The following is a 24,688-nucleotide window of genomic DNA, read 5'->3' on the forward strand; positions in this document are numbered from 1 at the left end:
TATGTTCTTATTCAAATCTTTTCTATAAAGTTTCATTAACTGTATAATTTATTGACATTGATATAAAATTTATATAAAGGATTTGCTAAACTTTTATAAGCATTATGCGATAATATTAGTGAGAAATAAATCTCATTAATCAACAAGCTCAAGCAAGGATGCTTGAGCGAATTTAAAAAAAATACAAGGAGGTAATTATGGGATTCTCAATTAACACAAACGTTGGTGCTCTTAATGCTTACAATGCATTGGCAAAAATCAATGCACAAACTGAAAAAGCACAGCTTCGTCTTGCAACAATGAAAAAAATCAACAGCGTTGCAGACGACACATCCGGTTATAACGTCGGTAAACAACTCGAAGCTCAAACTCTTACACAAAAAGCTCAGTTGAACAACATTGCTTCGGCTAAAAACTATCTGGCTACCGCTGAATCCGCTTTACAGCAGATTGCTGACAAATTAAACCAGATAAAAGCTAAACAGACCGACGCAGATGATCCATTGAAAGATTCTGCTGCAATTGCCGATGACATTAGAACCCTCGCTAAAGAAATTGATTCTATACTTAAGAACACCAACATTAACGGTACACAGTTGCTTGCAAGTACTGATGGTTCTACCGCTTTATCCGATGCAACATTTGACGTTGGAGGTTCTACATTCTCTGTAGATTTTGCTAGCAATTCCTACTTAAATGTAGGCACACTCGCAACAGCAATTGGAACCAGTAATCTGCAAAGCACTACAGATTCAACTGTCCTGGACTTTGATACTACAACAGTAGCAGCCAATGTTCGGAACTCATTGCTGCGTCTCGGTAACTTACGACAGACACTCGATTCACGAGAAGAATATCTCACAGCAGCAATTGCCAACAACACAGCTACTATCAGTAATATCTTCGACGCCGATGTTGCTATGGAACAATTGAATGCTACTAAAGGACAAATTGGTGCGCAGGTAGCAACTGCAATGGTCGCTCAAATGAATACTGCTCCTCAACAGATATTGAGCCTCTTCCGTTAATTGGGAATTTTTCCTGACTGATCCCTCTCCCTTCGGGGAGAGGGAATTTATTAACTAAACTACTGAAAGCCATGTATACAGCAAACTATCTGACTAAAAAAACTAATCCTTATCTAATTAATCAGATAAAGAATTCAACTCCTCAAGAACTAACCCTTAAAGTATACGACTTTGCAATTCAGCAATGTCATAAAAATGATATGATCAGAACAAATGAGGCGATCCAGGTTCTAATTAATTCACTTAATTTTGATGATCCCGCTGCCCGAGAAATTTCTACCGGTCTGCTTCGCCTTTATACATTTTGTCAGGATCAAATGCGCAAAAAAAATAATGAAATTGTCCTGAAAATATTGACAGAATTAAAGCAGACATGGTTGGATGCTATTAAAAATATGGGTTGAAAATGGCCTACGATATTCTGACAACGTCAGGTATAAATAATCTGGTCAATTCTTACATTACCAATGAAACTCAAAAAAGAGTAACTCCACTTACTACACGTAAAACTTCATACGAAAATATCGTTTCTGCATATTCAACAATTAGCAGTAAGCTCGACTTATTTAAATCCTTACTGAACGATTTAAAGAGCACCGCATCCGACTCAATATTTTACTCCAAAGCCGCTTCGTCATCAAATACAGATTTTGTTACTGCAGTTTCAAATACAGGTGCTACTGAAGGGAATAACACAATCAGAATTAATCAACTTGCGAAAAACGACGCCGTATTATCGATTGACTTGAGTTCATCTGCTGCATCTGCTGTAATTACTGCACCTGGAACACACGAATTCACAATAAAAACCGGAGACGGTGAAGGCGGTGAGTTTATCAGTAAAATTTCGGTTACTTTCGATGCTGCTGATTTTACATCCGGTTACATCACAAATGAAACTTTGATGACAAAAATTCAAAACGCGATAAATACCGATAAGGCAATTGTTCTTTCAAATTCAGTAACGGGTAGTACTGCATCAAGTGGCTCGTTCGTCGTTGATCTGAATGGCACTGAAACAACTATAAATTATTCCGCAGGAACATACAGCGACGTGCTCGATAGTATTGTTACTCAGCTAAATGATATAGATGGTATTACGGCCGAAAAAATTGTGAACGGCTCGGATTATCAGCTTAAAATTACAGTTAATGATTCATCCGAATATATTACTATCAAAAACGATACAGGAACACTACTAACGGAATTGGGTGTCAGTGTTACAAAGGAAAAGGGTGCATCTGGTCTGGTAAATGCTTCCGTATTTACTCCTTCAAGCGGTAGTTCTCAGTTAAGAATTACCGCGCAAGACTCCGGCTATGATTATCGAATAACAGACCTTTCAGACACAGGAAGTGGAACGGCATTGGCTGCCGTCGGATTGAATCTTGGAGCTACGCGTCAATCGTTTGTACAGAACAGTTCAGTTGGAGATGATACTCCTGGCTATATATATTCCACAGATTTACTTAATGCAAAACTTAACTTTAATGGCGTTAACGTCGAAAGAAATTCGAACGTAATAACAGATTTGATCTCGGGCACTACGATTACGCTAAAATCTGTTATGCAATCAGGAGATGCCGACGTTAATATTAGTGTTACTAAAGATGTATCGAAAATTAAAGATAAAATAAACGAGTTCATTACAAAGTTTAATGACCTTTACAGTTATTTGAGAGAGCAGACTAAAACAACAGAAACATCAAGAGGTTCTCTCAGAGGTGATGCTACTGCATCGACACTCATAAGTTTGTTAAATACGGTTGCATATTCGGCTGTTGACGGTATAGCCTCAAATAAAATTAATACATTATCAAAAATTGGCATCACCTTCAATATCGATAGTGGACTGTCATTGTCTGATTCCGACCAACTCGAAAGTGCTATTGAAGATAATCTCGATCAGGTAATTGAGCTGTTTACTTCAACCAGTGGAATTGCCACAAAATTGTATGACAGCATTAGTCCGTATCTGGGAGCTGATGGATATATCGCAAAGACTAAGTCGACATACGATTCCACAATATCATCGCTAAGCGAAAGCATCGAAGCCGCTCAAACAAGAATTGATAAGTATGCCGAATCACTCAGACTCCGTTATCAAAAATTGCAGGTTCAGCTGGCATCGATTATATCTTCTCAAAATTATTTTTCTCTATTTAGTTCGTCAACGACAGGCTATTAGAGGTTATTATGGATAGTGAATTGAAAAATAAATTGGCGGCAATGAATCAGTTGATGGATTTATTGACATTGCAACTCGATTCGATAAATACAAATAATTTTGACGATAAATTTCAGGAAGCTATGGAAAGTATGATGGTTATCCAGAAGCTTAAAAAAGATGTTTGCAAAAAATGGGGAAAAGAATATTTCGAAAAAAATGAACCGGATATCCTTAAAAAAGCTAAACTTATTGAAGAAAAATACGATAATATTATAGAGCAGTTCAGGAGTGAGTTGAAAAAAGTAGAAAAAGAAATTTCAGCCTTGAACAGCCAGAGAAAAATTGTCAATTATATCAGGTGATAAAGTGGATATAAAAGGAATATCAAATAATACGACTTTTACGCATGATCCCAATCAGTTGAAGAAGGTTTCTGTTAAACAGCCTGAATCGAAGGATACAGACAAAATCGAAATTTCTTCAACTGCAAGAGAACTCGCAAAAAATGAAGCTGCGTCTAAAAAATTGGAGGAAATTAAACAAAAAATTAGCTCGAAGTTTTACGATTCAGATGAAGTAATAAATAAAGTAGCTGAGGCAATCTTAAAAGAATTAAAAGAAAGTTAATTTATCATTTCATACATACTCCTTCGGGCGGGCATATGTCCGCCTTTTTTTATTCTTTTAAAACACTTTCTAAAGCTTCTAATAACTCTTCTTTAGTGAATGGCTTTACAAGAATTTTATTAAACCCACAGGTATGAAATCGCTCTTGGTCAAGATTACTTGCATAACCTGTTACGGCAATGATAGGAATATTTCTATATTCTTCTATCTTGCGCAATTCTTTTGTGAGTTTTATACCGTCCATTCCCATCCCAAGATGGATGTCCATTAATATCATCGAATACTTTTTCTGAACAATCATTCTCAAAGCTTCTTTTGCGTTCAGAGCACTGTCGACTTCAGCTTTTTCACTCAAAAAAGATTTTATTACTTCTTGATTTATGATATTATCTTCAACGTAGAGTATTGAAAAGTTATTTTTGTTGAAAGATAACTTTTCTTTTTTTGATTCTTGTTTAGTTTCAGTTTCTTGTGCGAGAGGCAAGAGGATAGTGAATGTAGAACCTTCTCCTTCATTGCTTTCGACTGAAAGTGAGCCATCCATTAGTTCAATCATTTTTTTTGCAGTAGTTAATCCCAATCCTGCACCTTCGTATGATCTGTTTGTCCCTTCACTTACTTGACGGAATTCTTGAAAAATTAATCCGATTTTCTTTTTCGGTATCCCGATCCCTGTATCAGAAATAATAATTTTAGCGAAATTTTTTTTCGCTATCGACTCTTTACTAATTCTAACTGTTATGGATCCCTTTGGAGTGTACTTTATTGCATTGTCAATAATATTCGAAATCGACTGCTCTATAAAATCTTTATAGCCCGAAACAATTAATTCCTCAGGTGTAATTGAAAGTATAAGCTCAAGCTTTTTCTGCTGGATTATATCTTTGTAAGGTTCGATTATCAGTTCGATGTTTTGTGTAAGATTATAATCTTCCCGTTTTACTTTTATTTGACTACTTTCGAGCTCAGATAATTCAAGTATTGAGTTCAATGTCTTCATTAATCTTTTGCCAGAGCTGCGAATGCGGAGTAACATTTCACGTAGATTTTCATCCTGAATTTCTTCCATCATTAACTCGGTCATTCCAAGAATGCCCATTAAAGGTGTGCGAATTTCGTGATTCATATTGCTCAAAATGGAAGTTTTAAGAATATTCGATTCTTCGGCCTTTTCTAAGGCTGCCTTTAGAGTTAATTCCATATTCTTTTTTTCAGTTATGTCTTCGGAGATTTTAATAAAGTGTGTAATTCTACCTTTAATACTTTTTATCGGGGAAATGGTAGCCGACTCCCAGTAGTATTCTCCAAATTTTGATTTGTTCAGGAATTCGCCGTGCCACGATTTACCGGATAAGATTGTTTCCCATAAATTTTTATATATCTCCGGATTTACTTTACCCGATTTCAAAATCGATGGCTTTTTGCCAAGAGCTTCTTCAATTTTGTATCCAGTGATATTTTCGAATTTTGGATTGACATACTGAATATAACCTTCATGGTCTGTAATAACTACAATTACTCTACTTTGTTCAATTGCGTGTGACAAAAGATTCAAACCAAGAGCAATTTTTCTTTTTTCTAAAAGATGATTCCATTCTCTTAGAGTGCGTTCTACAATATGGGTTATGTCGAGGAATGTGTCGGGCGATTTGACAATATAGTCCATTACTCCAAGCTTAATTGATTCTACGGCAATCGATTCGTTACCGTAGCTTGTCATTAATATAAGTGGAAAAAGTAAATTGCCGTCGTCGTCTTTTTGTAGTAGAAATGTACCATTGCCATCAGGTAGTTTCCAATCGGCGAGTATCAGCATTGGATTAAATTCTTCGATGGCTCTTAGTGCTTCGGCTAGTGTCTCGCATCTTTTTAATATATATTCGCCGGGTTTTTTATCGAATCCTCGTTCCAGTAATTCATAATGATTATCGTCGTCTTCAACTATCAATATTTTGGTAGCCATAATTCCCTCTCACAGAGTTATTCACGATAATTTTGGATTACTACTTGAGGGCAGTTTAACAAAAAAGCTTGTTCCTTTACCGGCTCCATTGCATTCAGCCCAAATGGAACCTTTATGTGATTCAACAATTTTTTTTACGATTGATAAGCCAATACCTGTGCCTGGTTCTTTTGGTTTTCCCTTTTCAAAAAGATCGAAAATTGTTTTTAATTTTCCTTCCGGTATTCCCACCCCGTTATCATGAATGATGTATGTGACGTACTTGTCGTCCTGCGTATAATCGATATTGATTATTAAATTTTTCTCTCTTTTTGAATGCTTAATTGCATTTTCAATTAAGTTTTGCCACACTTCTTTTATTTTAAATCGGTCACCTTCGATCGATGGCAATGAAGGATTAATGTTGATTTTCGTATCTGGGGGTAGAATCCCTTGAAGGGAGTTCACTACTTCACCAATTACTTCATTCATCGATATTTTTGAAATAGTGTTTTGAAGGCGGGATATTCTCGATAATCTAAGCAAGCCGTCCAGCATTTGAGACATTGAATCAACAGCATTGGATATTTTTTGCAGATCGGGCAAAATTTTATCTGTCCTGCCTGATTTTAAATCCTCAAGTACTAAGCCTACAAAGCTTTTTATTGTTATTACTGGGCTTCGTAAATCGTGAGATACAGTGTATGTAAACTTTTCCAATTCCTCGTTTTTCTTCTCGAGTTCTTCGAGGTAAATTTCAAGGGTTTTACTATACTTCTTTGACTGTGTAATATCTCTAACGATGGCGCATATGCTATTACCATATTTAGTCCTGAGAGGCGTTAAAATTATTTGAAATATTGACTCGTTACCGTTAGACTGGCGCAGAGAAAATTCGAACGGTTTATGGAAATAGATATGCCCGTAACTCTTTATAATGTCGGGCAGGGGAATATCTGTTATATTAAGAAAAGGGGGGCGTTGTTCGGTATCAGGAAGGAGGGCTGTGGCAATATCCTTGTAATTCTTATTTATTACTTCATCTTTTTTCAAGCCGGTGAAATTCGTCATTGCGTTATTCCATTCAATTATTTCACCTTTTTCGTTAACTAAAATAATTCCGTCGTAGAGTTGTTCAATAACGGTTCTAAATTTCTCTTCGTTCTCTTGCAACTCCTGTTCGTATTCTTTCAACTGCGTGATATCTCTTCTTATGCCAATTACACCAATTATTTTCCCATTTTTACTTTTTAGTGGTACTTTAGATGTTAAAGCCCGTCCCATTTTATTTTCGGCAGTGATATAGATTTCTTCTTTATTGAGCAAGGGTATACCAGAAGAAGTAATCTCGTCGATATTGTCAGAAGCGCTATCATACGCAGTTGATAAATCGGCTTCTTTTTTACCGATGGCCTGGAGCTGGTTATTCAGATTGAGCGATTTTAAGTGCGATTTGTTATTGAGCAGAAATCTGCCTTCTTTGTCTTTAACAAATATCTGGTCAGGGATCGAATCGATCAGTGTGCGTAACAAGTTTCGTTCTTTTTCGAGTTCTTCTTCAGCTTCTTTCCATTTGGTAATGTTTTCTACTGTACCGTCGTAATAAATAATTTTTCCGTTTTTGTCGTATATTGCTTTCGCACTTTCGCGGACCCAGATGTACGTATTATCCTTACACTTCCATTTCGATACGAATCCAATAATTTGTCCTTCTTTTTCCATTATAGCTTTAAATGTGGTTCTATCGTAGCCTGGTTCGAAACCCTCGTCTTCTAAGTTGCGATTTGCGAGTTCTTCGAAGGAATTGTATTTAAGCATATTGAGCAACGCAGGATTAACGAATAAGATCTTACCGTCGGGTGTAGTTCTGTAGACACCAATGAACATGTTATCGTAAAAAAGTCGTAATTGCCGTTCGTCTTCTTTAATTTTTTCTTCTAATATTTTTTTCTCGGTAATATCTCTACCAACTCCAACAATAGCTACAACCTGTTTGTTTTTGTCGAGAATAGCTTTGTCTGACCATGCAAGCCATCTCCAACCACGTTTAGTTTTTGCACGTTGCTCAAGATAGCACGAATGTGGAGGAACGTATAACGCTTTCATAGCTTCTTCGGTAGATTTACGATCGTCTCGATGGACTAAAGGAATGAATTTTTTCCCTATCAATTCTTTTTCTTTTTTGCCGAACAATTCGCAATAGGAAGGACTGACAAATAAAAACTTTCCTTCTCTATCTACTTTAACAACTAGGTCCGTCTGGTTTTCTATCAGAAGTTTGTAATTTTCTTTTTCCGATAGGAGTTTTTCGTAATTTTTAGTTAAACGGTTATACTTGCGTTTAAGTGATTCAAAATTCTTGTGCAATTCATTGGCCTGTTTTCCTTTCTCTCTTTTCATCTGAATCACACCCGTCTGCTTAAAAGCATATTTTAATTAATTATACCTTATTTATTTCTTATTGAAGAACTCTGAAGCAATATTCAAATTTTTTCAAAAAAAATCCATATAAAAGAAAAATGTTTCTTTAAAAAGGGATAACAAAGCTTAACTATTTGGGTACATTTTCGATAATAGTATGTAGGTGGATTAAAAATGGGGAAAAAATGACCGCACAAACTATACAAAAAGTGGAGAATTCTGAAATACTTCAGCTTGTAAGTTTTCTAATTGGCGACGAGGAATATGGAGTGGATATTCTTCTGGTACAAGAAATTATTCGGATGATGGAAATAACAAAAGTTCCAAATTCACCCGACTTCGTCGATGGTGTAGTTAACCTGAGAGGCAGAATTATTCCAGTAATTGACCTTAGAGCAAAGCTTGGAATGCCAAGAAAAGAACATGATAAAAACACGCGAATAATAGTAGTGGAAGTGGCTGGGAAAACTGTTGGATTCATAGTTGATGCTGTGACCGAAGTACTTAGAATTCCTGTCGGAATTACCGAACCACCGCCGGATATTGTAGCGGGTGTAAATGCAGAATTTATAAAAGCAGTAGGTAAACTCGACGACAGATTATTGATTCTTATTGACATCGAAAAAATTCTATCTACTCAGGAAAAAATTCAACTGAATAATATGAATAAATAATAGTGTTATTTAAAAAAATCCTAAATCATCCGATAATATAATATAGAAGGAGCAAAAATGTCTCTAATTAATTGGAACGACACTTACAGTGTCAAAGTTAGAATGCTCGACAACCAACATAAGCGACTTGTTGAAATGATCAATACGCTTCATGATGGAATGAAAATGGGAAAATCGAATGAAGTGTTAGGAAAGATTATTTTCGATTTAATTGGCTATACAAAAACACATTTCCAATCGGAAGAAGATTTATTTGAAAAATTTAATTATCCTAATAAAGTATTGCATAAAAAAGAGCACGACGAATTCGTAAAAACAGTCGGAAAATTCTACGAAGATTTTCAGAACCATCGCACTGGCCTGTCGCTCGATGTTATGAATTTTCTGACAAACTGGTTAACAAAGCACATTAAAGGCTCGGATCAAGCATATTCGAATTTTTTGAATGAAAAAGGGATTTATTAATAAAAATATAATGGAGTAATGAAATGAAAGTAAGAAACCTGTATATGTTACTTTTGATGCTGCTGTTAATGAAAATCGATATTCCTGCGTCTTATAACTTATTAATGCCCGGTGACGAAGATTATTTGCCAATCGCCGAAGTAATGCCGGAACCGGTTGAAGGATTGGCTAATTTAATGAAAAAAATTCAATATCCTGATATGGCAAAAAAAACAGGACAGGAAGGAAGAGTTATTGCAATGGCATATATAAATGAAAATGGTAATGTTGACGATGTAAAAATAATTAAAGGTGTTGGAGGCGGATGCAGCGAAGAAGTTGAACGAGTACTCAAGTCGAGTAAATTCAAACCGGGTATGAAAGGTGGTCAACCCGTCAAAGTTAAACTTACTATGTCATTTGTATTTAAATTAAATTAGACGAGAAAGAGCCATGATTTCAATTAAGAATCTAAAGTTCAAAACAAAACTTCGTGTTTCGTATATTATTCTTGGCGCTATCTGTACTGGAGTAATCGGTAACGACCTTTATCAAATGTTCAAGATAAATAATTATAAAGATCAGATATATGCCGATTACATTGCGCCTTCAAACGAAGTTGATAAAATTTACCGGGAGTTCGAAGGATTGAAAAACACACTACTAAAGTTTTCCATCCCGAGCTTCGAACCCGAACTCAACAGTAATCTTGCATCGCTTTCAAAGTCGAAAGAAGTAATTGATTCTGCACTCGCAAGCCTCAAACAAAAATACGCTGTCACGAGTATAGAAGCCGATCTGACTAACATAAATCAAAGCTGGAACGATTATAAAAGTCTTGTAATCGACGGCACGATAAGTGCAGCCGCAATAAAAGATTATGAACTCGCTGCGGTTGTTGCTACTACATCCGGCGAAGAAATTGGCAAAAAAATGTTGAGTAACTTTAAAAATCTAAAGGATAATCTGAACAACAAAGGTGAAGTGCTGAATTCAAGTCTTTCCGACGCAATTACTTCCTCCCGTGTGGTTATTTTTATCGGAGTTGTTCTTGGTACGTTATTTTTCTTCTTCGTATTCTTCTACATGGTTAAATCTTTGATGCAACCAGTACAATACATGAAATCTGTTGTTAGTAAATTTTCGATCGGTAACTTTAAAGATAAAGTTGAAGTGGCAACTAAAGATGAGTTTGGTGAACTTGCAAATATGCTGGAACAATTGAGACACTCGCAGCATGAACAAATTAAAGCAGCAACGGAAATTTCAAAAGGTAATCTGGATATTGAAATTAAAGTCCTTTCTGAAGAAGACGAGCTTTCCGATAGCATGCTCAAGATGATTGGTAACTTAAGAAATTTAATCGATGAATTTAAATCAATCACTGACGAAATTATTGAAGGAAAAGTTACCAAGCGAGGCAATCCAGAGAAATTCGACGGAGCTTATAAAGAAATCGTAGCCGGAGTCAATGCTACGCTCGATGCATTATTTACACCAATCAAAGTTAGTGTGGATGTTCTTGCCGAAATGGCCAAAGGCAATTTCAATGCCCGTGTCAGAGGCGATTTCAAAGGTGACCATAAGTTAATTGTAAATAGCATAAATTCTCTTGGCGAGTCTCTGACAGATATTTTGAGTAATATTGCCGAGATGGTGAATTTAACAGCTTCGATAAGCGAACAAATATCCTCGTCGACTGAACAGATGGCAGCAGGTGCTCAGGAACAAACAGCTCAGGCAAACGAAGTCGTTCTTCAGGTTGAAGAAATGACAAGAACAATTATGAGCACATCTAAAAACGCTACGCTTGCTTCTGAAGCTTCAAGAAAAGCTGGTCAGGTAGCTCGTGAAGGTGGCCAGGTGGTTAATAAAACAGTCGAAGGTATGAATAAAATTGCAGATTTCGTTGTTAACGCTGCGGGCAAAATACAGAACCTCGGTAAAAACAGCGAACAGATCGGTGAAATTGTACAGGTAATCGACGATATTGCAAATCAAACTAATTTGCTTGCTTTGAATGCAGCAATCGAAGCTGCAAGGGCAGGCGAGCAGGGAAGAGGCTTTGCAGTTGTTGCCGACGAAGTAAGAAAACTTGCAGAAAGAACCACTAAGGCTACAAAAGAAATCTCGGATATGATTAAACGTATTCAGGAAGTAACTGAGAATGTAGTTGTTTCAATGAGTGAAGGAAAAGACGAAGTAGAAACAGGCAAAGAATTAGCTCAAAAAGCAGGTAAATCTCTTGAAGAAATTATACAGGCATCCGACGCTGTGCTCGATGTTGTTAATCAAGTGGCAGCTGCAAGCGAAGAACAAAGTGCTACAAGCGAGCAGATTAATCACAACGTCGAAACAATTAGCAAAGTAACAAGCGAAAGTGCAGCTGGAATTCAACAAATTGCAAGCGCCGCAGATGAACTCAACAGAATGACGAATAATCTGCGCGAACTGATAGCAAAATTCAATTTTGAAACGAAAGGTGAATTTAAGCCCCACGGCAATGGGGACGGCAAAACAAAACAAATATCACGCAAAGAAGATAAGCTCCTTACAAATTGACTTATCTTTCCATAAAATAAATAAGGGCTGTCCCAAAAGGGCAGCCTTTTTTATTAATAATTCACTGCTCCCAATCATTTGTTTTATTCCAACAAAACTTGATGATGAGAAAATATCTGAGACAAATTGCATTTTTCAAGGATTTTTATTTTTATACCATGCAGAATATATTTCACTAATAAAAGGAAATTTAAGATGAAAAAAGTTCGGCTTGGAATTATCGGTTGCGGTATAGCGGCCAGGGAGCTGCATTTACCTGCAATACAAAAGCATAAAGATAAATTTGAAATTGTAGCTGCGTGTAACAGAACAGAAAAGAAGGCAAAAGAATATTCGCTACTCATAGGCGGTATCCCATATACTACAGATTGCAGGGAAATATTTAAAAATCCCGAAATCGATGCGGTTGTTATTGCTGTTCCAATCGAATTGAATTATAAATTTGCTGCGGAAGCAATAAAGTGGGGCAAGCATCTATTTCTCGAAAAACCACTGGCAGCCAGGCCCGAAGAAGGAAAGAAATTGATTGCTCTGCAAAAAAAGACGAACAGAGTTTGCTTCCTTGCGGAAAATTATCGCTTCGACTCCCTCTACCTTGAAATAAAAAAATTATTGAATAAAAAAGTAATTGGCGATGTCTATTCGGTTGTGTGGAATGTATTTAACAATCTTACTTTGAAAAATAAATATGCTCAAACTTTGTGGCGTCAGAAGAATAAATATCCTGGTGGATTTGTATACGACGGCGGAGTACATAATATAGCTGCACTTCGAATGCTTTTCGGCGATATCAAATTCGGCTTTGCATCAATGAAAACGATCAATCCAGAAATTGGCACGGAAGATACATTCTCTTTTCTCTTTAGTTTTAATGAATCAATACACGGTGTGCTTAATATCTTTTTTTCTGTAAGAGGATTTTATAGCAACGAATTGATAATTTTTGGCACAAAAGGTTCTTTGATGGTTAGGAACAATAACCAGATTATTATTAAAGGAGAGGGCAAGAAAGAACAAAAAATTGATTTAATGACAGACGGAGGATTTGAGAACGAATTCCTGCATTTTTATAAGATTATTACTAAAAATGTAAAGAACCTCAGTCCTTTTGAAGAAGGTTACAAAGATATGGTAACTCTTCAAAGAGCGTTCGAGTCGGCTAAAAAAAATAAATTAGTAAAAATATTTTAATTAATGAGCGTATGAAACGAAATAGTTATTAAGATTGTAACATACGCTCGTTATCTATTAAACGGCTTTGTTAAGATTGTAACGTTTACGTTCGTTCGGGTCCAGGAAGAGCTTACGTAGCCGAATTGATTTAGGTGTAACTTCAACCATTTCGTCTTCGTTGATATATTCGAGCGCTTCCTCGAGTGTAAATTTAATTGGAGGTGGAATTTTTATAGCCTTGTCTGAGCCCGAAGCGCGCATGTTCGTCAATTTTTTACCGCGTTGAATATTGACTTCAATATCATTGTCTTTATTGTGTTCGCCAATAACCTGTCCGCGATAAACTAAATCTCCGGGTTCGACAAAAAATTTGCCCCGGTCTTTCAATGAATCGAGAGCGTATGCAGTGACAGGGCCGTCATCCATCGATATAATTGCGCCGTTTCTGTTTCTTTCAATTGAACCTTTAAAATATTCGTACTGATAGAAACGATGATGCATTATTCCTTCGCCAGATGTTACAGTAAGTAATTTTGTCCTCAAACCCATTAATCCTCGCGAGGGAATATGGAAGATAAGATTCTGAACCGAGCCTTTGTTTTCCATCTTAACCAATTCGCCTCGTCGTTTACCGACGAGTTCGATAACCTTACCCGAATATTCTTCGGGAACGTCAACTACCAGTATTTCGATCGGTTCGGCTTTCTTGCCGTTAATTTCTTTATAGATTACTTTTGGTTCGCGTATTTGTAATTCGAATCCTTCGCGTCTCATGTTCTCAATCAATATCGATAAGTGCAAAATTCCCCTGCCCGAGACCTTGAATGAATCGGGGGTACTTGTCTCTTCAACTCTGAGAGCAACGTTAGGTTCAAGTTCTTTAAAAAGTCTATCCCTGAGCTGGCGTGAAGTTACAAACTTTCCCTCCTTGCCATAAAAAGGCGAGTTGTTAACTGTAAAAGTCATGCTGATTGTCGGTTCATCAATCGTAATCAGAGGAAGTGGTTCCGGGTCGTTTGAATCTGCAACTGTATCTCCAATATCGATATCCTCAATTCCTACAATTGCACAGATATCACCGCATTCAACTGAATCGACTTCCAATCGATTCAAACCGTCAAAAACAAAAATTTGTTTAATTGATACCGGGTGAATTTTACCATCGCGTTTTATTATTGATAAACTTTGAGATTTTTCCAGAGTACCTCTAAATACTCTACCTATGCCAATTCTTCCAATATAATCGCTGTAATCGAGTGTTGTAATTTGAATTTGAGTTGAACCTGGATTATTTGGCGGAGGAGGAATGTCTTTAATTATCGATTCGAGCAATGGTGTAATGTCAACTTTTTTGTGAGATAAATCAGAGACTGCCCAACCCTCTCGACCGCTGGCATAAAAGACTGGAAATTCAAGTTGAGATTCGTCTGCTCCAAGGTCGATAAATAAATCGTAAACTTCGTTTAAAACCTCTGCGGGTCTGTTGTCTGGTCTGTCTATTTTATTGATGACTACAATTGGAGATAGGTTCAGGTTCAGGGCTTTTTCAAGCACAAAACGTGTTTGTGGCATAGGACCTTCGAAGGAATCTACAAGAAGGAGAACGCCGTCGGCCATCTTTAAAACTCGTTCAACTTCACCTCCAAAATCCGCGTGTCCAGGTGTGTCGATAATATTAATTTTATAATCCTTATAAGGAATGCTTATATGCTTTGCTAAAATTGTAATTCCTCTTTCACGTTCGAGGTCATTCGAATCAAGGAATCTTTCCCGTACGACCTGATTTTGCCTGAAGATATTACATTGTTTTAGTATTTGATCTACTAATGTAGTTTTACCATGATCCACATGTGCAATTATTGCAATGTTACGTATATTATTCATATTACCTCAGTATTCAAAAAGTAAGCTACAAATTTAATGATTTTTTCTATTATAAGTGTGAGTATAATCCGAGAGGAAAATATTATAAACCATTAAAGTCACACAGGACAAAGAACCATTTGTGCTTGAATATCTCAGTGGGTTTCATAATAACTAAAGCCGCAAAAATTAGAAAAGACAAATAGTGGGAAAACTTTTTGAAATTGTGAAACGACTTCATATATAAAATTTAATAACTTGCTTTGCGAGATTATCAGTTTTCAATCAACATTAGCATGGAAGCAATTATTACTGAAAATCGAGATAGTATGTTTAACGATTATGTTATATTGTCTTTATCCTGTACAAAATTAACCAGGAGAGCAGCAAGAAACATTGAAATGCCTCCCAGCACGAGTGCATAAATAGCTTCGCCTGCAAAGATTGTTCTTACAAAAAAACCTAAAATTGCCGCTGCAGTTATTTGTGGAATGACGATGAAAAAATTGAAGATGCCCATATAAACTCCCATCTTATTTTGTGGGAGTGAACCAGTCAGGATTGCATATGGCATGGCAAGTATTGAAGCCCATGCAAGTCCAATTCCTAATTCTGAAATGAGTAGTAATTTTGGATCCTTTATAAAATAGAAAGAGATTAAACCGATGCCACCGAAAACAAGGCTTATTGCATGAACTTTTTTCCGGCTTGTCTTTTTTGCCATTACAATTAACACAAATGCCATTAATGCAGCAAATCCATTGTAAACAGACATCAGAACTCCAACCCAATTGGCACCTTCGTTATATAAGATGGAGGCAGTATCGGTGGCGCCATAAATGTGATGCGTTACTGCAGGTGTCGTATAAATCCACATTGAAAAAAGAGCAAACCAGGAAAAAAATTGAACATAAGCCAATTGCACCATCGTTTTCGGCATATTGTAAAGGTCGTTAATGATAACTACGAATCCGTTCTTTTTCTTGTTGCTTTTGATTAACAATCCAGCAACTAACTGGAGCAATCCGAATGCAGCAGCACCAAGTAAGAAAAGTCCCACTCCATAATCGATATAAATTTTATAATAAAAAATAAGATACAAAAACAGTCCGGCTAATAACCAGATAATTCCGTTTCTAATTAATTTTTTGCTTTCTACAAATTGCTCTTCAAAATTGCCAGTTGCTTTTGATTTAGTATTTTCTGCAAATTTTTCGAGTTCTTCCGGTGAATATTCTTTTGATGTAGTAACCGTCCAGAGCACAGAAAGGAAAAAGACGACGGCGCCGATATAAAAAGCAAATTTTACGCTGTCTGGAATTTTACCTGCTGGTGCAACATTACTGATTCCAAACCAATTTGTCATTAAATAAGGCAAAGCAGATGCTATTACTGCTCCAGTTCCAATGAAAAAGCTTTGCATTGAAAAACCCAGAGTACGCTGAGATGAAGGGAGCATATCGCCGACAAAAGCTCTAAAAGGTTCCATCGAAATGTTGATCGAAGCATCCATAATCCACAACATACCAGCTGCAACCCAGAGCGCAGGAGAGTTAGGTATAACAACTAAGGCAAGCGAGGCTAAGATTGCTCCGGTTAAAAAGTAGGGTTTTCTTCTACCGAGTCTGTTCCACGTTCGATCACTCATATGTCCGATTATTGGCTGTACAATCAATCCTGTTACAGGTGCGGCAATCCAGAGGATGGGAATGTCATCTATGTTAGCGCCTAATGTTTCGAATATTCTACTTACGTTTGCGTTTTGCAGGGCAAAACCGAACTGGATTCCAAAAAATCCAAAACTCATGTTCCATATTTGCCAGAAACTTAAACGGGGTTTTTCCATATGTTACCTGTTTTATTTATTAACAAGAATGAGATATTCCCACGGTTTGAGAGTTAATGTGTTTTCAGTATTTAGTTTAATTTTGCCTGAAGTAAAATAATTTTTGTAAGAACCGACAAGCTTTTCAGAATTAAACGAGAATTTTTGTTCCTTTGGTGAAGTGTTAAAAAATGCAATCAAACGATGGCTGTCCTTTTCACGATAAAAGGAAAATATATTTTCTGGATTGCTGTTTTCGATTAGTACAACTTCGCCGCCGTAAAATCCGCTCCATATAGCCTTGTTCTTTTCTTTGAGCTCAGACAATTTAGTAAATAAATTTTCATAGATAATGTTCGACCAGTCGATTGTATCTTTCTCGAAAAAGCGGAGGCGCTTATTTAGTCCCGCTTCTTGACCGCTATAGATGAGGGGCATGCCATGAATTGTAGCGATTAGAACAGAGAACATTTCGGCGCTTTCGCCTAACCTTTCAAATACAGTTCCACTCCATGAATTCTCGTCGTGATTTGTAGTGAAGTTGAGTCTGTAACCTTCTCCTGGATATTCTTTTTTTTCGGTCAATATATGATTGGACAGTGCGGTTGCATTCAATTCGCCTTTAGCAATTTTGTTCATAATATCTTTTAATTGCCAATTGTAACTCATATCAAAAACAATGTGCATTTCAGGCTCGGCAGCTTCGGCAAGCATGAAAAGAGGTTTTACTTTTTCTAATTCTTTTCTGGCTTCTTCCCAGAATTCGAGAGGCACACCATTAGCATAGTCGCATCGAAATCCATCGACGTCAAATTCAGTTACCCAATATTTCATGGCGTCTATCATATATTTCCATAATTCTCTGTTAGAATAATCGAGGTCAATTACGTCTTGCCAGTCTGGCACTGGTGGATAAAATTCGCCTTTTTCATTTTTACTAAAAAATTCCGGATGTGATTCCACCCACACGTTATCCCACGCTGTATGATTTGCCACCCAGTCAAGCATTACGTAGAATCCCATTTCGTGAGCTTTATTGACAAGATGTTTAAAATCTTCTTCAGTGCCGAATTCAGGATTAATTGCTTTATAATCTTTAATTGAGTAATAACTGCCAAGACTTCCTTTTCTGTTCTTCTCTCCAATGGGATGAATCGGCATAAACCACAAAATATCGATTCCCATTTTTTTTAAGCGGGGTAAATGATTTTCAAACGCTTTGAAAGTTCCCTCGGGTGTGTATTGCCTTACATTTACTTCGTACATAACAACATTCTTTGTCCAATCAGGCGGAGTAAATTTCGGGATGATCGGCTCTTTTTGCTGTGCGTTAAGTATTATAAAAGAGATTAAAATAAATTTAATGATTAGAATTTTCCTCCCTTTTAAGAATTTCATATAAACCTTCCTTTTTTTTCTGAAAATGTAATGTAATTTTGATTGAGTTCAAAATTACTTAGATCCGTCACACAGAGAGAGAGTAAAAGATCCGCGTAAGCCATAAATTAATAAATACTGAAAGCTTATTTTCTTCAAAAGATTAGAGAATTTCATAACAATAGTTAACAAAAGATTTGTAGAGGATTTGAAATTAACTACCGCTATATGATACGATTAAAATGAACAGAATAAATTGAAGAAGACCTATATTAAAAGGAACAGAATTGGAATGGTGGTTATTTATTGTTGAATAAAATAAAAGAGCGAAAAGAAACATTTTCATCTTTCAATAAAATTTTTTTGTATTAATTCTCTAAGTCGTAAATAAGTAATTGCAGAGCTGGTTAATAAAAATTTTTGAGTGATTATAAAATTGTGTAGTTTTATCACTAAAAAAATTGAGAGGAAATTTGTATGACATTTAAACGTTCAGCCGGTATTTTACTGCACCCGACATCATTGCCTGGTAATTACGGCATAGGAGACCTCGGGAAAGAGGCTTATAAATTTATTGACTTTCTTGTTGAAACTGGAAATACACTCTGGCAGGTACTGCCGCTTGGTCCCACCGGATATGGTAATTCACCTTACCAGTGTTTTTCTGCATTTGCTGGCAATCCGTTATTAATAAGTCCTGACATTTTGAAAGAAGAAGGACTTTTAAGCGACGATGATTTATTGAAAATTATAACAAACGAAAAACATTATATCGATTTTGGAAAAATAATCGGTTCGAAGTATGAAATGCTGAGACGTGCGTTTACGAATTATAATGATACGGGCAAAGACGGGTTCGAAGAATTTTGCGAAACCAATAAAGATTGGTTAGATGATTTTGCACTTTTTATGGCATGCAAGAATTATCATGGCGGAATTGTCTGGAGTATGTGGGAAGAAGAGATTGCATTCAGAAAAAAAGGCGCTATCGAAAAATGGACAAATAAATTGAAGGAAGAAATTAAGTTTCATAAGTTCGTCCAGTTTAAATTTTTCAGTCAATGGAAAAAACTAAGAGAATATGCCAACTCAAAGGGTATAAAAATTATTGGAGATGTACCGATATACATCGCATACGACAGTGCAGATTTGTGGGCTAATAAAAAATACTTTACAATTGATGAGAAGGGAAAACTGGAATTCGTGGCTGGAGTTCCGCCAGATTATTTCAGTGCAACGGGACAATTATGGGGCAATCCTTTATATCGTTGGGACGTAATTGAAAAAGATAATTTCAGGTGGTGGATTGACCGTTTCAAAGCAATCCTTAATCTCGTTGATATTGTGCGCATCGATCATTTCAGAGGATTCGAAGCATATTATAAAATTCCCGGCGATGCACCAACAGCAGAAACAGGCGAATGGGTAAAAGCACCAGGCGAAAAATTGTTCTCTACTTTTAAAAAAGAATTTGGTTCACTACCAGTATTGGCTGAAGATCTTGGAGTAATTACCAAAGAAGTTGAAGAACTTAGAGATAAATTCGATTTCCCCGGGATGAAAATTCTTCAATTCGCTTTTGGAAAAGAAGGCGAAAAAAGATTTCTTCCTCACAATTTTATTAATAACTGTGTGGTTTATACTGGATCGCATGACAACGATACAACACGCGGATTTTTTGAAAAAGAAAAAGAAAAAAATTCCGACGTTTTTTATCATGCACAGGACTACATGAATTATTACGGCGATGATATGTGCCACGCTCTGATTAAACTGGCTTATTCATCTGTGGGTAATATCGTTATAATTCCGATGCAGGATATTCTTAATCTCGACAGTTCGGCAAGAATGAATTTCCCAAGTAAACCAGATGGGAACTGGACCTGGAGATTTAGTTGGGATCAGCTCTCAGAGGGTTTGAGCAAACATTACAGATATCTGATCGATCTTTATGAAAGAAATCCAAATAAAGAGAATCATGATTAAAATAGATAAACTCCACAAGACTAACCGAAAAACAGTTTTGCTTCAGATTTTACCCGGTGGCAAATTGATTGTTAGAGCTCCAAAAAATATTACACAGTTAGAACTCGACAGAATTATATTAAATCATAGTAACTGGATTATAAAAAAAAAGGAGCTGCTAAAGAATCAATTTGTTATGAAAAAAGAATTTTCAGAGGGTGAGCAATTCCTTTTTTTAGGTAATAATTATACGTTAATATACAGCGACATAACTAAGAATATAATTTTAAGTGATAACCTTTACATTAATCCTAAAAAGAAACATATTGCTGAAAAATTAATTCAAAACCTGTATCGAGATAAGGCAAAGGAAATTATTAGAGAGCGGGTGTTCTATTATGCGTCGAAATTTGGTTATCAATTTAAGTCGATTAGAATTACAAGTGCAAAAAAGAGATGGGGCTCGTGCAGTTATAATGGGAATCTGAATTTTTCGTGGAGATTGATTATGGCGCCGGTAGATATAATTGATTATGTAGTCGTCCATGAGCTAGTGCATTTAAGAATAAAAAATCATTCAAAAGTCTTCTGGGATAAAGTTGCTGAATTGATGCCTGATTATTATGCAAGAAGAAACTGGCTTAAAAAGAATGGTAATATGCTCGATTTGTAAATTAAAACAAAAGGAGTTAGATGAAAAAAGTAGTAATCACACATGCTTTTAGAACTCCAATTGGGAGCTTTAATGGGGGTTTGAGTCAATTAAGCGCACCACAGCTTGGAAGTAGAGTTATCAAAGCTATTCTTGAGAAGTCAAATATTGATCCTTTCATGATTGACGAAGTAATAATGGGGAATGTATTGACAGCAGGTATCGGTCAGGCCCCTGCTCGCCAGGCAGCTTTATATGCAGGACTTCCAGATAAAACTGAATGTCTCACAATTAACAAAATGTGTGGCAGCGGTCTTAAAGCAGTTATGCTGGCAGCTCAGGCAATCCAGTGCGGGGATGCAGATATAATTATTGCCGGCGGACAGGAGAGCATGTCTAATGCACCGTATCTTATAAAAGATGGAAGGTCTGGCTTCCGTCTGGGTAACTCAACCATCTACGACTCGATTTTAATCGATGGACTTGTGGATGTATATGAAAATATTCATATGGGAAATTGTGCTGAAATTTGTGCCCGAGAATTTAATTTCTCTCGGCAAGAATTGGATGCATTCGCAGTTGAATCATACAATAGAGCGCTTAAAGCTCAACGGGAAGGTCGTTTTGACGATGAAATAATCGAAGTAAAAATTGAATCACGGAAGGGCGAAACTATTATAAAAAAAGATGAAGAACCCGAACGTGTTGACTTTGATAAGATTCCAAAATTGAAGCCGGCATTTGATTCGCAAGGGGTTGTAACAGCTGCAAATGCATCGAAAATAAACGACGGTGCAGCTGCATTATTGATTATGAGCGAAGAGAAATCTAAAGAGCTCGGACTTAAACCGATGGCAGAAATTATTGCTCAAAGTTCAGCTGCAAAAGACTCTGTCCATTTTACTACTGCCCCCGCCGATGCCATTCAGAAAGTATTAAAAAAGGCGAATATGAAAATCGAAGATATTGACCTATTCGAAATAAACGAAGCTTTTGCCGTCGTTTCTCTTGCTGTTAATAAATTACTCGGATTGCAATTAGATAAAGTAAATGTTAATGGCGGAGCAGTAGCATTAGGTCATCCAATAGGAGCCAGCGGTGCAAGAATTTTGACCACCCTTCTACACGAAATGAAAAAGAGAAATTCTGAATACGGCATAGCTTCTTTGTGTATTGGAGGTGGCGAGGCTTCTGCCTTAATTGTAAAAAATTATAGCTGAAGGGGGTTTTATGAATTAGTATTTATTAACAATAATTATGGTATTTATTATGGCATCTAATTCAATTCCACAAATCTATTATAATCCTGACTATCAATATAAGCCGTTCAAACCGCCAGTAGATATTAAAACAGCGGAACAAAGAGCGGAAAAAATTATATCTGAAATGACCCTCGAAGAAAAAATTCAATTGGTCGGAGGGCATAACTTTTTCTATATCAAAGGATTCGAGAAATACGGAATACCACAGTTTTATCTTTCAGATGCAACTCAAGGTGTCCATTTGAGAAAAGAACTCAGTTCATCTCTTGATAAATCGGTCGCTTTTCCTTGCCCTCTGGCACTGACAGCCACATGGAATATTCAACTTGCATTTGAATATGCACGCTCAATTGGCGAAGAATGCCGTGCTGGTGATATTGCAGTATTACTTGCTCCTGGAATGAATATCTATAGAATCTCGCAAAATGGAAGAAACTTTGAATATTTTGGCGAAGATCCTTTTTTAGCTTCAAGAATGATAGAGAATTATGTTGTAGGGGTGCAAAGTACCGGTACGATTGCCACTTTAAAACATTTCCTTTGTAATAATAACGAGTACCATCGTAGAACTACGAATGCAATTGTTGACGAAAGAACAATACACGAAATTTATACCCCGGCATTTAAAGCCGGAATAGATGCCGGAGCTATGGCCGTTATGACTTCGTATAATCAAGTCAACGGTGAATGGGCTGGTCAAAGTAAATTCGTAATTGATACTTTGTTGCGTAACAGGCTCGGCTTTAAATGGCTTGTAATGTCAGATTGGTGGTCTACATGGAATCCTGAAAAGGTAATTAAATCTGGCCTCGATCTCGAAATGCCAGGCGACCCTTTGATGGATAAACCTGCCTTTCAAAAAAGGGGAGATATTACAATTAAAAAGAATGCAATGAAATTAATTCAAGAAGGTAAAGTAAGCCAGGCAGATATCGATCGGATGGCAAAAAATATTATCAAAACTTTTATTGCAATGGGGCTTTATGATAGACCGGTTAAAGATTTACAATATCTAAATAATTTTAAACTCCATGAAGAAATAGCTCTTCAAACTGCACGTGAGTCGATAGTGCTTTTGAAAAATAGAGATAATTTATTACCCGTGATTGGAAACAGGAAGATCTTGTTGACAGGTGAATTTGTAGAAAAATTACCCAAAGGTGGCGGTTCTGCAGACGTGGAAGGTTATGATATAATTACAATGTACGATGCCTTGAAAAATAAATTCGGCGATATGATTACTCATATTAAAGAGCCAACAGACGAAGAAATTAAAAATGCAGATATTGTATTTCTTAGTGCAGGCACTTTGGATAGTGAAGGTTGGGACAGACCTTTTTCGCTACCCGAAGAGATAGAAAGAAACATATTCAGAATTACGTCTTTAAATCCTAATACAGTGATAATCATTAATTCTGGAAGTGGTATAAGAATGACCGACTGGTACGATAAAGCGGGTGCCATATTGTACGCATGGTATCCAGGACAAAATGGCAATATAGCACTGGCTGAAGTATTGGCGGGAGATCTCAATCCTTCAGGTAAATTGCCAATAACAATTGAAAAAGAATTTAAAGATTCACCAGGTTATGGATATCTACCTGAAGGCTCAGACCTTAATACAGATTGGGATGACGACTTAAATATGGATTTCCCGATCAATAATATCGAATATAAAGAAGGAATACTTGTCGGCTACAGATGGTACGACACAAAAAAAATTGAACCCCTTTTCCCATTTGGGTATGGTTTATCTTACACAACGTTTAAATATGATAATCTAACAGTAGAGCCGAACGTATTTGATGGAGAAGGGAAAGTCAAAGTCTCTTTCGATATAACCAATGCTGGCAATTATGATGGAGCAGAGATAGCCCAACTTTATGTCAAAGATATCGAATCGAGCATTTTACGTCCTGAAAAAGAATTAAAGGGTTTTCAAAAAGTGTATCTCAAAAAAGGCGAAACAAAAAAAGTTACAATTGAGCTTACTAAAAAAGAACTTTCATTTTGGGATACGCAAACCGGCAATTGGAAAGCAGAAGCAGGGGATTTCGATATATTAATCGGAGCTTCATCGCGGGATATAAAATTAAAAACAAAATTAACACTTAAGTAAGTAACAGAATAGTTAAAGTTGTTTATTGAGTTGTCGGATTTCAAAAAATGAATTATTCTTGAAGGTGGTAGTAAATCTTAATTTTTTGTTTGGAAAGAATTAGATATTGCGGAGAGGGCGGGATTCGAACCCGCGGTACCCCGTTAAGAGTACGACGGTTTAGCAAACCGTTGGTTTCAGCCACTCACCCACCTCTCCGAGCTGAAAATACTGCAGCGAAGAATATAACTCGTTCAGATTATTTGTTAATTAATCTGCGAAATGCTTCGCCACTTTTATAACTCTTAATCTGCATCTCTCGCTTGAAAGCCTCTGACTTTGAGTTATACTCTTCTAAGTAAACAATTTTCCAAGGAACAAAAGGCTTAGTCGACCTGACTTTGCCTCGATTATGATCTTTCAATCTTTTTTCATAATTAGCTGTATGACCAATATAATATTTTTCAGTTACTTCGCTTCTTAGTATGTAAACATAAAACATATTTAGCAAACCGTTGGTTTTTCCGCCTGTGGCGGAACCTCGCCTAAAGGCGATGGCAGCCACTCACCCACCTCTCCGAGCTGAAAATACTGCAGCGAAGAAT

Annotated in this window: 20 protein-coding genes and 1 tRNA gene; 14 read left to right on the forward strand and 7 right to left on the reverse strand. The window is 36.5% G+C overall.

The window, feature by feature from the left end; genetic code table 11:
* The first annotated feature begins 197 nt into the window (after nt 1–197).
* The 5 genes from ACUN8G_RS01750 to ACUN8G_RS01770 all read left to right on the forward strand — a co-directional run bounded on the left by ACUN8G_RS01750 (nt 198) and on the right by ACUN8G_RS01770 (nt 3,825).
* A complete protein-coding gene (locus ACUN8G_RS01750) occupies nt 198–1,028 on the forward strand; it encodes a flagellin (RefSeq protein WP_437347078.1) in 831 nt (276 codons plus the stop codon).
* Between the two features lie 71 nt (nt 1,029–1,099).
* The gene (locus ACUN8G_RS01755) at nt 1,100–1,432 is read left to right on the forward strand and encodes a flagellar protein FliS (RefSeq protein ID WP_437347079.1); all 333 of its coding nucleotides are present in this window, start codon (nt 1,100–1,102) and stop codon (nt 1,430–1,432) included.
* A gap of 2 nt (nt 1,433–1,434) precedes the next feature.
* Nucleotides 1,435–3,216, forward strand: a complete 1,782-nt coding sequence (gene fliD, locus ACUN8G_RS01760; RefSeq protein WP_437347080.1) for a flagellar filament capping protein FliD — start codon at nt 1,435–1,437, stop codon at nt 3,214–3,216.
* Nucleotides 3,217–3,224: 8 nt separating this feature from the next.
* Entirely contained in the window at nt 3,225–3,560 is a 336-nt protein-coding gene (locus tag ACUN8G_RS01765) for a hypothetical protein (protein WP_437347081.1), read from the forward strand.
* The gene (locus ACUN8G_RS01770; RefSeq protein WP_437347082.1) at nt 3,541–3,825 is read left to right on the forward strand and encodes a flagellar biosynthesis anti-sigma factor FlgM; all 285 of its coding nucleotides are present in this window, start codon (nt 3,541–3,543) and stop codon (nt 3,823–3,825) included. The genes ACUN8G_RS01765 and ACUN8G_RS01770 overlap by 20 nt, the downstream gene beginning before the upstream one ends.
* Nucleotides 3,826–3,874: 49 nt before the next feature.
* Here ACUN8G_RS01770 and ACUN8G_RS01775 read toward each other — a convergent pair whose 3' ends face one another.
* Nucleotides 3,875–5,788: a response regulator gene (locus ACUN8G_RS01775; protein ID WP_437347083.1), complete on the reverse strand. Its 1,914-nt coding sequence runs from the start codon at nt 5,786–5,788 to the stop codon at nt 3,875–3,877.
* Nucleotides 5,789–5,809: 21 nt separating this feature from the next.
* Entirely contained in the window at nt 5,810–8,167 is a 2,358-nt protein-coding gene (locus tag ACUN8G_RS01780; RefSeq protein ID WP_437347084.1) for a PAS domain S-box protein, read from the reverse strand.
* 206 nt (nt 8,168–8,373) lie between these two features.
* On the opposite strand from ACUN8G_RS01780, the gene ACUN8G_RS01785 reads away from it, so the two are divergent.
* The 5 genes from ACUN8G_RS01785 (at nt 8,374) to ACUN8G_RS01805 (ending at nt 13,059) form a co-directional block, all read left to right on the forward strand.
* A complete protein-coding gene (locus tag ACUN8G_RS01785; RefSeq protein WP_437347085.1) occupies nt 8,374–8,862 on the forward strand; it encodes a chemotaxis protein CheW in 489 nt (162 codons plus the stop codon).
* A gap of 57 nt (nt 8,863–8,919) precedes the next feature.
* Nucleotides 8,920–9,327, forward strand: a complete 408-nt coding sequence (locus ACUN8G_RS01790; RefSeq protein ID WP_437347086.1) for a bacteriohemerythrin — start codon at nt 8,920–8,922, stop codon at nt 9,325–9,327.
* A 23-nt stretch (nt 9,328–9,350) separates the two neighbouring features.
* Entirely contained in the window at nt 9,351–9,746 is a 396-nt protein-coding gene (locus ACUN8G_RS01795) for an energy transducer TonB (protein WP_437347087.1), read from the forward strand.
* A 13-nt stretch (nt 9,747–9,759) separates the two neighbouring features.
* A complete protein-coding gene (locus ACUN8G_RS01800) occupies nt 9,760–11,868 on the forward strand; it encodes a HAMP domain-containing methyl-accepting chemotaxis protein (protein ID WP_437347088.1) in 2,109 nt (702 codons plus the stop codon).
* A gap of 195 nt (nt 11,869–12,063) precedes the next feature.
* Nucleotides 12,064–13,059, forward strand: coding sequence for a Gfo/Idh/MocA family protein (locus tag ACUN8G_RS01805; protein WP_437347089.1), 996 nt, complete (start codon nt 12,064–12,066; stop codon nt 13,057–13,059).
* 57 nt (nt 13,060–13,116) lie between these two features.
* Here the strand turns inward: ACUN8G_RS01805 and typA are convergent, their stop codons facing one another.
* The 3 genes from typA to ACUN8G_RS01820 all read right to left on the reverse strand — a co-directional run bounded on the left by typA (nt 13,117) and on the right by ACUN8G_RS01820 (nt 18,127).
* Complete coding sequence (gene typA, locus ACUN8G_RS01810) at nt 13,117–14,925, reverse strand: translational GTPase TypA (protein WP_437347090.1); 1,809 nt, start codon at nt 14,923–14,925, stop codon at nt 13,117–13,119.
* 319 nt (nt 14,926–15,244) lie between these two features.
* Complete coding sequence (locus ACUN8G_RS01815) at nt 15,245–16,750, reverse strand: MFS transporter (RefSeq protein WP_437347091.1); 1,506 nt, start codon at nt 16,748–16,750, stop codon at nt 15,245–15,247.
* A 12-nt stretch (nt 16,751–16,762) separates the two neighbouring features.
* A complete protein-coding gene (locus ACUN8G_RS01820; protein ID WP_437347092.1) occupies nt 16,763–18,127 on the reverse strand; it encodes an alpha-amylase family glycosyl hydrolase in 1,365 nt (454 codons plus the stop codon).
* A gap of 456 nt (nt 18,128–18,583) precedes the next feature.
* Here ACUN8G_RS01820 and malQ point away from each other — a divergent pair, with 456 nt between their 5' ends.
* The 4 genes from malQ to ACUN8G_RS01840 are packed head-to-tail and all read left to right on the forward strand — an operon-like array spanning nt 18,584 to nt 24,104.
* Nucleotides 18,584–20,092 carry a 4-alpha-glucanotransferase gene (gene malQ / locus ACUN8G_RS01825; protein ID WP_437347093.1) on the forward strand — a complete coding sequence of 503 codons (1,509 nt, stop codon included), beginning with the start codon at nt 18,584–18,586 and terminating at the stop codon, nt 20,090–20,092.
* The gene (locus tag ACUN8G_RS01830) at nt 20,085–20,744 is read left to right on the forward strand and encodes a M48 family metallopeptidase (RefSeq protein ID WP_437347094.1); all 660 of its coding nucleotides are present in this window, start codon (nt 20,085–20,087) and stop codon (nt 20,742–20,744) included. Before malQ ends, ACUN8G_RS01830 begins: the two co-directional genes overlap by 8 nt.
* A gap of 20 nt (nt 20,745–20,764) precedes the next feature.
* Nucleotides 20,765–21,943, forward strand: a complete 1,179-nt coding sequence (locus ACUN8G_RS01835; RefSeq protein ID WP_437347095.1) for a thiolase family protein — start codon at nt 20,765–20,767, stop codon at nt 21,941–21,943.
* A 49-nt stretch (nt 21,944–21,992) separates the two neighbouring features.
* Nucleotides 21,993–24,104 (forward strand): beta-glucosidase, encoded by a 2,112-nt coding sequence (locus ACUN8G_RS01840; protein WP_437347096.1) that lies wholly within the window; start codon nt 21,993–21,995, stop codon nt 24,102–24,104.
* Between the two features lie 109 nt (nt 24,105–24,213).
* On the opposite strand, the gene ACUN8G_RS01845 is transcribed toward ACUN8G_RS01840, so the two are convergent.
* Both ACUN8G_RS01845 and ACUN8G_RS01850 read right to left on the reverse strand, forming a co-directional pair.
* A tRNA-Ser gene (locus tag ACUN8G_RS01845) sits at nt 24,214–24,302 on the reverse strand.
* A gap of 40 nt (nt 24,303–24,342) precedes the next feature.
* On the reverse strand, nt 24,343–24,648 hold the full coding sequence (locus ACUN8G_RS01850; protein ID WP_437347097.1) for a GIY-YIG nuclease family protein: 306 nt from the start codon (nt 24,646–24,648) through the stop codon (nt 24,343–24,345).
* Nucleotides 24,649–24,688 lie beyond the last annotated feature (40 nt).

Source organism: Melioribacter sulfuriphilus (assembly GCF_052656625.1).